Annotated in this window: 8 protein-coding genes; 5 read left to right on the top strand and 3 right to left on the bottom strand. The window is 36.6% G+C overall.

Annotated elements, in window-relative coordinates; all coding sequences use genetic code 11:
- Nucleotides 1–139: 139 nt before the first annotated feature.
- Nucleotides 140–2,740 carry a phosphoenolpyruvate synthase gene (ppsA, locus tag ACIQAA_RS32115; protein WP_402627894.1) on the bottom strand — a complete coding sequence of 867 codons (2,601 nt, stop codon included), beginning with the start codon at nucleotides 2,738–2,740 and terminating at the stop codon, nucleotides 140–142.
- A gap of 347 nt (nucleotides 2,741–3,087) precedes the next feature.
- On the opposite strand from ppsA, the gene ACIQAA_RS32120 reads away from it, so the two are divergent.
- Nucleotides 3,088–3,894: a hypothetical protein gene (locus tag ACIQAA_RS32120; RefSeq protein ID WP_402627897.1), complete on the top strand. Its 807-nt coding sequence runs from the start codon at nucleotides 3,088–3,090 to the stop codon at nucleotides 3,892–3,894.
- 91 nt (nucleotides 3,895–3,985) lie between these two features.
- On the opposite strand, the gene ACIQAA_RS32125 is transcribed toward ACIQAA_RS32120, so the two are convergent.
- Complete coding sequence (locus ACIQAA_RS32125; protein ID WP_402627914.1) at nucleotides 3,986–4,867, bottom strand: LysR family transcriptional regulator; 882 nt, start codon at nucleotides 4,865–4,867, stop codon at nucleotides 3,986–3,988.
- A gap of 123 nt (nucleotides 4,868–4,990) precedes the next feature.
- On the opposite strand from ACIQAA_RS32125, the gene ACIQAA_RS32130 reads away from it, so the two are divergent.
- Nucleotides 4,991–5,923 (top strand): DMT family transporter, encoded by a 933-nt coding sequence (locus ACIQAA_RS32130; RefSeq protein WP_402627900.1) that lies wholly within the window; start codon nucleotides 4,991–4,993, stop codon nucleotides 5,921–5,923.
- A gap of 55 nt (nucleotides 5,924–5,978) precedes the next feature.
- Here ACIQAA_RS32130 and ACIQAA_RS32135 read toward each other — a convergent pair whose 3' ends face one another.
- The gene (locus tag ACIQAA_RS32135; RefSeq protein ID WP_402627903.1) at nucleotides 5,979–6,446 is read right to left on the bottom strand and encodes a low molecular weight protein-tyrosine-phosphatase; all 468 of its coding nucleotides are present in this window, start codon (nucleotides 6,444–6,446) and stop codon (nucleotides 5,979–5,981) included.
- Between the two features lie 767 nt (nucleotides 6,447–7,213).
- On the opposite strand from ACIQAA_RS32135, the gene ACIQAA_RS32140 reads away from it, so the two are divergent.
- The 3 genes from ACIQAA_RS32140 to ACIQAA_RS32150 all read left to right on the top strand — a co-directional run bounded on the left by ACIQAA_RS32140 (nucleotide 7,214) and on the right by ACIQAA_RS32150 (nucleotide 9,054).
- Nucleotides 7,214–7,513, top strand: a complete 300-nt coding sequence (locus ACIQAA_RS32140; protein ID WP_402627906.1) for a hypothetical protein — start codon at nucleotides 7,214–7,216, stop codon at nucleotides 7,511–7,513.
- 283 nt (nucleotides 7,514–7,796) lie between these two features.
- Entirely contained in the window at nucleotides 7,797–8,360 is a 564-nt protein-coding gene (locus ACIQAA_RS32145) for an imm11 family protein (protein WP_402627908.1), read from the top strand.
- A 286-nt stretch (nucleotides 8,361–8,646) separates the two neighbouring features.
- On the top strand, nucleotides 8,647–9,054 hold the full coding sequence (locus tag ACIQAA_RS32150) for a GNAT family N-acetyltransferase (protein WP_402627911.1): 408 nt from the start codon (nucleotides 8,647–8,649) through the stop codon (nucleotides 9,052–9,054).
- The last annotated feature ends 213 nt before the right edge of the window (nucleotides 9,055–9,267 follow it).

Consider the following 9,267-nt stretch of genomic DNA (forward strand, 5'->3'; position numbering starts at 1 on the left):
GGGACTAAAAAAGATGACCCCGGTACAATACCGAGGTCATCTGTTAGTAGCATAGGCTCTTTTATTTAACTGTCCATATTATGGGTCATAGTTCACCTCAGGAGCGGTGCTGCTTTTTAAATCCAAACGTACTCAAAAGTTACACTATTTCGATATACCCATCTGTTCCATGAACGCGAATCCGCTGCCCATCTTTTATTCGTTTAGTAGCATTTTCCACCCCAACCACTGCTGGTAAGCCATATTCACGTGCGATCACAGCTCCATGGGTCATGAGTCCGCCAACCTCGGTAACAAGGCCTTTTATCGATACAAATAACGGTGTCCAGCCAGGGTCCGTAAAGGAGGTGACTAATATATCTCCATCCTCTATATCAGCATCTTCCATTCTTAAGATGACACGTGCCCGCCCCTCTATCACTCCGGATGAAACAGGCAGGCCGGCTATTGCTTGTGCTGGGAGATTTTCTTGTTTGTACTGACCTGTAATGAGTTCTCCATCAGACGTAATGACACGTGGCGGAGTTAGTTTTTCATAAAATTTGTAATCATCTTTTCGTTTACTGATTATTTGGTAATCAAGTTTATTTGTACGTACGGCCTCGTGAAGTTCTTCGAAAGAAAGATAGTAGATATCTGCTTTTTCATAAATAAGTTTGGCTTTAACGAGTTGTTGTGCTTCTTTTAGTAAAGCTTGCTTATAAACGAAATAGCGATTAATCATGCCGTATTTTGGATATTCACGGTAACCAATGAACCTACGTAGTGTGCTAATCATTCGTTTTGTCTCTTCGGCTTTTTGTTCACCATTCAGTAATTGCTTCAATCGATCAAGTAATTCTTGTTCTTTTTTCAAAGCAGCTTGAAGCCCTTGCTCAAATTTCCGTTTGCCGGCATTAGGTTCAAATTCTTTGATGTTAGTGAGAATCATCGGGACAAGTGTAGCAGGTTTCTCAATCCAACGAGGATTCGACAGATCGATTTCTCCCGCACATCGTATTCCGTATTTATTGAGATAAGATATTAATGCTACTTGAGCTTCCTTGCCGCCATCAAACTTAACTAGTTCATCCAAAAAGTTATCATCTTTTACCTGCTGTAAATAATGTATTACTTCTGGATAAGGACGAATCACATCTGCAACATCCAATAGTGCGAGACCCATTTCTGAAGTAATATTGTTTGGTACCGATAGAGAAAGCGTGTCTGCTGCGTTTTTTTCACTCAGCCACTCATTCATTTTTTCATTAATCCATGATGAAGCATTAAAGGCGGCCCTGATCACAGCCGAACTTTGTGGATCAAATAAGATCTTCTTTAATTGCTGGATATCTTCTAGAATAAAATCAAATAATTCCAAACCTGATTTTGTTTGGATGGTGTGTTTTAACTCTTCTATCGATGTTTGATTACACTTAATCAAATCAGAAACGATATTCGGATTGTTTTCGATTTCTGCCAGTATATTGGAATTGTTTCTGATGGGAGTCGGTGCTCTTTCATCATTTGGTAATGATTTAATAAAATCTCCTCGCTCTAAAACGGTCAGGAGTGCGTCTTTTATGAGCGGTTCGGATTGACCTATGGTATTTACTACCATTTCTCTACTGACTGGTGAAGCCAGCATAGGTGTGACGTCCACAAACAGCCTTCCACCAGCTGTACGCATCGGTGCAGGAGTGATTAACTGGTAAAAAGACAAACTCAATGGTTTCATGGGGTCGGTCATCATTTGTTGATGGCCGACAGATACATAGACGTGATTTTCTTGATCATTTGCTTGGGGAATGGGGTATAAGGTGGTGATTGGACGACTCTGGACGATATAAAAGGTATCATCAGCCAAACACCATTCAATATCCTGTGGAGAGCCAAAATAAGCTTCAATCTGTCTTCCAATCTGTGCAAGTTGTAAAATTTTTTGATCAGTAAGTGTTTGAGTCTTTTCTAGATTAGGATCAATCTCTCGTTTTTCTATTCCGCCTTCATTTCGTCCATAAATAGCCAATTTTTTCGCTGCTATTATCTTATCGACGATTTTATTTTCCCGTACTTTATAACAATCGGGAGAAACCAAGCCAGAGACCAATGCTTCTCCAAGTCCAAAACTGGCATCAATGGACAGCAGCTTTCGGTTCGACGTAATCGGGTCAGCGGTAAATAAAACTCCTGATGCCTGTGGGAAAACCATTCTTTGAACGATAACGGATATAGAAACTTGACGGTGGTCAAATCCGTTTTGCATACGGTAGATGACTGCGCGATCCGTAAAGAGGGAAGCCCAGCATTTGCTGATATGCTGCAGGATGGGTTCTTTTCCGATGATATTTAAATAGGTGTCTTGCTGCCCGGCAAAAGAGGCGTGTGGTAAATCTTCAGCAGTGGCACTAGATCGAACAGCATAAGCATGGTCATCGCCAAACTGGGAGAGATAGTATGCAGCCTCTTTTTCAACATCGGAAGGAATTTGTACTTCCATAAAGGTTTGTCGAATCTTCCTGCACACTACATTGATTTGATCTCGATCCTCAATTTTTAGAACGGATAGTTGATCTAACAATGTTTGAAACGTTTCGATTTGTTCGATGGTTTTCTGATATCCTGCAGTTGTCACACAAAATCCTTCTGGTACTTGTATTCCTTGAATTTTTGATAATTTTCCTAAATTTAATCCTTTTCCGCCAACCAGCGAAAGCTGTGTTTCTTCCATTTCCTGAAAACCGAGAACCAAACAACTCATTCTACACCTCTCCTAACCAATTATTAAGTGTAATTCTTAACCGATACCTCCCACAGCTTACATTTAAAGTTCTATTGCATTTTAGCAGTACTAAGTGCGAATAAACAGTCTATTTTGCCCATTTTTTATATGCTATAATTAAAGTAGGAAGAGGTGCATTCTTCAAAATAAGATAGTCCTTACCGTACAGTAAATTCCCTGGTTCATACTCTCGAAAGCAGCTCATAAACCTTCAGTTCTTCTGTGAATATGGAATTACATAAACTTATTAGAAATATCATTTCGAAGTGTTAAAATAGATATATTAAAATTTGTATCAAGTTATGTGGTAGAAGATGGAGGTTCATATGGAATTCATCCCAGTACAACAACGAGATCAAGTCAGTACTTACAGAAGTCTTCGTTCATTATTTGAAAAAAATATAACAGTCAACAGCATCTCAGAGGTTTTAGCTTCGTGCAATGTGAGCGATCAAGCCAAACAGATAAGAGACCAAATGGTTTCAAAAGACTATGACGTCATCGGAGTCGAAGAGAATGGCTGGGTAATTGGATATGTACTAAGAGATGATTTGAAGGAGGGAACGTGTAAGGAATATTTTCGCTCCTTTAGCCCGTCCGATCTCGTTTCAGATTCCACACCGCTGCTTCAAACGCTCTTTATTTTTAAGAACACGGAAAGACTTTTCATTATAGAAGGTAACCGGATTACCAAGGTGGTGACACTTGCCGATCTCCAAAAACCACCGATCCGAATGCTCTTATTCGGCGTGATTTCAGTGCTAGAAATGCACCTTTATCGAATTATTAGTGAGTATTTTGCAGAGGATAGCTGGAAAAGTCACTTAAGTACCAAACGAATCCAACTGGCAGAGGAATTATTTTTACAAAGAAAAGCTCGAAATGAAGCAATTAAACTGAGTGATTGTCTGCAGCTTTGTGATAAAAGAGACATCGTATTAAATGAGCAGCCTTTAAGAGAACTTTTAGGTTTTGAATCGAAAAGTAAAGGCAAGGATTTCTTCAAGAAATTAGAAATCCTTCGCAACAATTTAGCCCATTCACAGGATCTTAATACGCAAAATTCTTGGACTGAAATGATTTCATTAATCGAACAGACTGAGAATGTTTTAGAACAATGTGAAAAATTTTAATAAAGAACTATATAGGATAAACAACCCTCCAATCGTCATGTTGGAGGGTTAATTTTTTTGTGTTTATTAAGTAACTAGCAATTTATTCAAATTAAGATGAGGCAGGCTCACTTAAACATGATTTCAGATATTCAATGAACTTTTTCGTAGCTGGAGCAATGGTTTTAAAATTTGTAGCAGCAATACCAATTGTGCGGTAATTTTCTCCCTCTAACGGAACAGTTCGAACGTTAGCTGAAACACGATGTAACACCATTTCAGGGAGTATACTAATTCCTAGCCCATTTTCAACCATTGAAATAATGGCTTGGTCATCTGATAGTTCAAATTTAATATTAGGGGTAACATTGTTTTCTTTTAAGATTCGTTTTAGATCGTTATCGCTCCCTTTTTTCGACTTAATTAGTGGCTCTTCTTTGATCATTTCAAAACAAATCTCATTTTGTCCGGCAAGAGGGTGTTCATTTGAAAGAATACAGAGCATCCTATCTTTTTTTAGGGGAATCACTTCAAAATGCTGCGAAGTGGGTAGAGACACAAAACCAAAATCAACCAAACCAGTTGAAATCCAATGCTCGACTGCATCATAATCCCCCTCCAGGAGTTTGACCTCGATAGTAGGGTGATTCTCATTAAATATTTTCATAATTTCAGGGAGCCAGTGAATGGACACACTTGAAATCGTTCCAATCCGTACGGTACCAATTTCCAGACCATTGATGTTAGCTATTTCTTGAACCATTTCTTCGTTCAACTTTAGAATTTCACGTATGTATTTTAAGAGGCACTCTCCGTTACTGGTCAAATGGATACCTGAGCGTCCTCGATTGAGTATAGAAAATCCCCATTCTGATTCAAGGCTGGTGATGGCGTGGCTCACAGCAGATTGACTTAAACCTAGTATTTCTCCAGCTTTCGTAAGGCTCCCTAATTCCACGACGGTACTAAATATCTCAAACTTAGCAAGTGACAGTATGAACACTCCTTTTTCATGAAATATATTCATGTTGAACTTCGAAAACATTCATTTTCCTAATCTTAATTTTACAATTATACTTATAAATAATCAATTCGTGAAAGGAAAGGTGATCAAAAGATGGATCAAAATAAATTGTCTGGGATAGGATCAAACACTCGATTAAAAGCAGATTTCATGATGCTGGTCGTTACTATGATTTGGGGTTCATCTTATTTGTTTATGAAGATGGGTCTCGATTCCTTTCAAGGGTTTAACCTGATAGCATTACGTTTCGGCATAGCGTTTATATTAGCCGGAGCTTTATTTTATAAGCGTTTAATACATATTAATACTAAAACTTGTTTTTATGGTTTTTTATTAGGGTCAATCTTGTTCTTCATAATGTCTGTTATTACGATCGGATTAAAATTTACGTCCATTTCAAATGCAGGATTTTTATTTAGTCTTTCAGTGGTATTTGTCCCGTTGTTATTAGCGATCTTTTTTAGAAAAAGACCAGAAAAAAGAGTTGTTTTTGGCGTGGTCGTTTCTATTACAGGAATTGCTCTTTTAACATTAAATAATGAATTGACGATTAATTCCGGAGACTTCTTAATCATTTTAGGTGCATTATTTTATGCCATTTTCATCATTGTTACAGATCGGTTAACGAAAAATGTTGACTCCATCACACTTGGGATTTTACAACTTGGCTTCGCCGGTGCCTGGGGGTTACTATTTTCATTATTTTTTGAAAAGCCGCATCTGCCTAACACAACGGAATCATGGTTTGCTATCTTGGCTTTAAGCATACTTTGTAGTGCAATTGGTTTTATCGGTCAAGCCTATGCTCAAAAATATACCACACCTACGCACACAGGTCTTATATTTTCATTAGAACCCGTTTTCGCTGCATTAATTGCATTTATTTTTGTAGCTGAAACGCTCCCATTTAAAGGATATGTTGGGGCCATGCTTATCTTAATTGGTGTCTTAACTGCTGAAATCAATTTTAAGAAGCCCATTATAAGAAAAAGATTTAATCAAGCAGTTAAAGGATCTGAAGCCTAGCTTAATATCCACTGTATAAAAAGATCCCACCAACTCTAAGATTGGTGGGATTTTATTAGGCTAAATTTTGCTCAATACGTATTTTCTCAAGCAAAGCACGACACCCATCTGAAACCAACTCATAGGTTTCTTCAAAATCTCCCGTGTAATATGGGTCTGGAACATCTTTGTTATGGCTCGTTAAATCGAGTAGACGGATGATTTTCGGATGCTGCGGTTTTCTGGTAATCTCGAAAATGTTCTTTACATTGCTCTCATCCATCCCAATGATATAGTCGAACGTTTCAAAGTCGTCTTTTGTTAATTGGCGTCCGACAAGACCGTCAGCGGCAATGTTGTATTTTTTTAAGATTGCAAGAGTTCCTTTGTGCGGAGGAGAACCAATATGCCAAGAACTTGTTGCAGCTGAATCAACGCTGATCCTGTTAGACAAATTTTCTTTTTTCAGTAAGTCACGAAACACGCCCTCAGCCATGGGTGAACGGCAAATGTTTCCCAAACAGACAAATAATACATTAATCATGTCATAAACTCCTTTTATTCTTATGGCTATGTTAAACTTGGCTGTTGATTTGCGCTCCACTAAGGAAAGCTTCTTTGAATAATCACCGCAGGGACAGGCGGTCTTCGCCTGTCACGAGGCGCTATGCTTTCCGCGGGCTCGCCTCTAAAATCAACAGTCTCCTTTAACACAGCCAATCTTTTAAACTACATTTCGTATTCCATAACGACCATTCTAAGCATTTTATCAAAGATTGTAAATTAAAAAAGAACAAAGCTTAGAAAGCTATGGGAAGGGGAATATAATTTTACCTTATTCCAAGAAAGGCCATTATAGTAAGTTGAAGAAGAAATGTTGAGTATTTCCTTAATAATTCATTTAGCATCCTAAATTTCGTTTGTATGTATTCAGTAAAGAAGGTATCTAAGCTAGCTATGTAGATTGGGCATTGGAGTAGTAGCTAAAAGAGCTTCTCCTTTTTATTCTTTTTTAAAACATGTTGTTGATTTTGTTCTTCAACTATCGGTGCAGGTTAGCAAAAGAGGGTAATCCTGACTAATAGATGAATATCCTTGTTATGTTATTCAAATATTATTGATATCCTAATTTGATTGGAAGTGATATTCATGAACCAAATGATTATGTGGGGTTTATTTATAGTCTCATGGTTATCCTTGCTTTTTATTGGGAAATTCTATTTAAAAAGATTTTTGCCAGTTGCATTATTTGTAACAGTGATTAACACTATCATTTATCAAGCAGCTTACCACTATAACTGGTGGTGAGAAATGGCATTATTTAGATGGGATAAGATGGCTAATATCCCTTGGGTCTACAGTGGGTATTTAGTAGCAACTATTTGGATTTTTAAACTAACATATGGAAGATATATTATTTATTTGATTACTAATTTATTGTTAGATGGTGCGTACATTTACTTATGGTATCCTATTCAGCGAAGACTTGGGATGGCTTCAGGAGAAATGTCTCCACATATTACCTTTGCTATTATGATAGGTGTTGCAGTCATAATTTATTTATTTCAAGTATGGTATGAGAAAGACAATCATATCTATAAAAAAGTTTGAGGTGAATAGATTTTTCTTTTACTTTCTCTTTAGCTATATTTTGCTTAATGGAATGATAGCCCCGTATTCTAAAACATGTATGTGAAACAATGTACTTAAACTAAAGGGTGTAATTGTGGAAGAACGAGGATTGCTGTGGCGATCCTTTTTTGTTATTGAGCTAACGATGCAGTTTAGTTTAAGAAGGAATTTTTATTTTCTTTATAGAATTAGTTTTAAAAATGAAGCAGGTTACTTAATAAGCCGTGATAAAATGAAGGTGAATTACTCACTTGGAGGAAATATGAGATATTATAAATTACTATTAGATGAAAGCGTTCAGGATGACATAGTGTGCTATTGTGAGGACAACCTTGGATTTGAACAATACCACCTAAACGAGGGTAAGTTTATTTACAATTGGGATGGAAACCTAACATTCATTTTTAACCCTGATGAAGGTGCCAGGGAAACAGATTACTTGGCAAACGATTTAAGTTGGTTTATTGTGTCCTCTAATTTAAAAAGGCTATTACAAGGACTAGGTAATAATGAAATTCAATATCTTCCAGTAAGAGTAGTTAACTTAAGAAAAAAAGCTCTAATAACGGAGTATTTTGTTGCCAATGTCCTTGGAGTAATTGAGGCATTGAACCTTGAGAATTCGGATTATGGTGTCATTGAACTTGATGATGAAAAAGTTTATTCGATTAGAAAATACGCATTAAATCAAAATGTAATCAGAAACCATCATATATTTAAAATTAAAGGTTTTGAAATCCCAACGTTTGTTTCAGAAGTATTTAAAGATGCGGTATTAAAGAATGAAATTACTGGATGCGACTTTCTAGAAGTGAAAACAATTTAATGTCAGATTACGGGAGCATTGGTCCAGGCAGGAATAATGCCCTTTTTTGTAAAAGTTACAGAGCAGGATAGCAGATTGTGAAATATTGTACTTAAACTAATGGGTTGCGATGCATAAAAAGCTTTTCTTATTGTATAAAAGAAGAGAAAATCTTAAAGGTGGACTAATTATGTATGGGTTAATAGCTATATTTGATGAAAAAACAGAACAGTTAATAAAAGATATTTGGAAGCAACTAAGTGAAAAACCGATTTCTTTTTATGCATAAAACAAGGGGGAGAATAATATGGAGATTGAATTTAGTGAATTGAATCCAACCAAGGATGACTTTATAAGGTTACATCAAACAACTGGATGGAATGCTAAAGGATTATATACATATGACCAACTATATGCTGCTATTTGTAATAGTTGGTATTCCGTTTCTATTTATCATGATAAATATTTAATAGGATATGGACGAATTATATCAGATGGGATCTATCAAACTCTAATTTGTGATGTAATTGTTCACCCTGAATATCAAAAACAAGGTATCGGAAAGAAAGTTATGAATTTATTACTTAAAAAATGTGATGAAGAAGGAATTAAGTGGGTTCAATTATTTTGTGCAAAAGGAAAACAGGAATTTTATAAGAAACTAGGGTTCAACAGCCGAGATTCTGAGGCGCCAGGCATGTCCTTATTTTTATAAATATGCATTTTTTAAAATCATTTATTACCATCTGTTCCTTAACAGACGGGGTGCATTACTTGAATATCCTACTGCTAATTTTGGCAGATTGAAAGCAATTCTCAATAAGGAGAATTGCTTTATGTGCGCTTGGCAGCGCATCGCTCTTATGGGTGAAAGTCCCTAACATGCCGTTGTGGCGGAAATGTATAGCTGACAGGTAGTGCGAGTATC

Source organism: Neobacillus sp. NPDC093182 (assembly GCF_044754045.1).

Bases quoted from the DNA above. Each gene is read 5' to 3' on its own strand.
- ACIQAA_RS32130 (WP_402627900.1), top strand. From the start codon at position 4,991: ATGGATCAAAATAAATTGTCTGGGATAGGATCAAACACTCGATTAAAA.
- ACIQAA_RS32140 (WP_402627906.1), top strand. From the start codon at position 7,214: ATGGCATTATTTAGATGGGATAAGATGGCTAATATCCCTTGGGTCTAC.
- ppsA (WP_402627894.1), bottom strand. From the start codon at position 2,740: ATGAGTTGTTTGGTTCTCGGTTTTCAGGAAATGGAAGAAACACAGCTT.
- ACIQAA_RS32135 (WP_402627903.1), bottom strand. From the start codon at position 6,446: ATGATTAATGTATTATTTGTCTGTTTGGGAAACATTTGCCGTTCACCC.
- ACIQAA_RS32150 (WP_402627911.1), top strand. From the start codon at position 8,647: ATGGAGATTGAATTTAGTGAATTGAATCCAACCAAGGATGACTTTATA.
- ACIQAA_RS32120 (WP_402627897.1), top strand. From the start codon at position 3,088: ATGGAATTCATCCCAGTACAACAACGAGATCAAGTCAGTACTTACAGA.
- ACIQAA_RS32145 (WP_402627908.1), top strand. From the start codon at position 7,797: ATGAGATATTATAAATTACTATTAGATGAAAGCGTTCAGGATGACATA.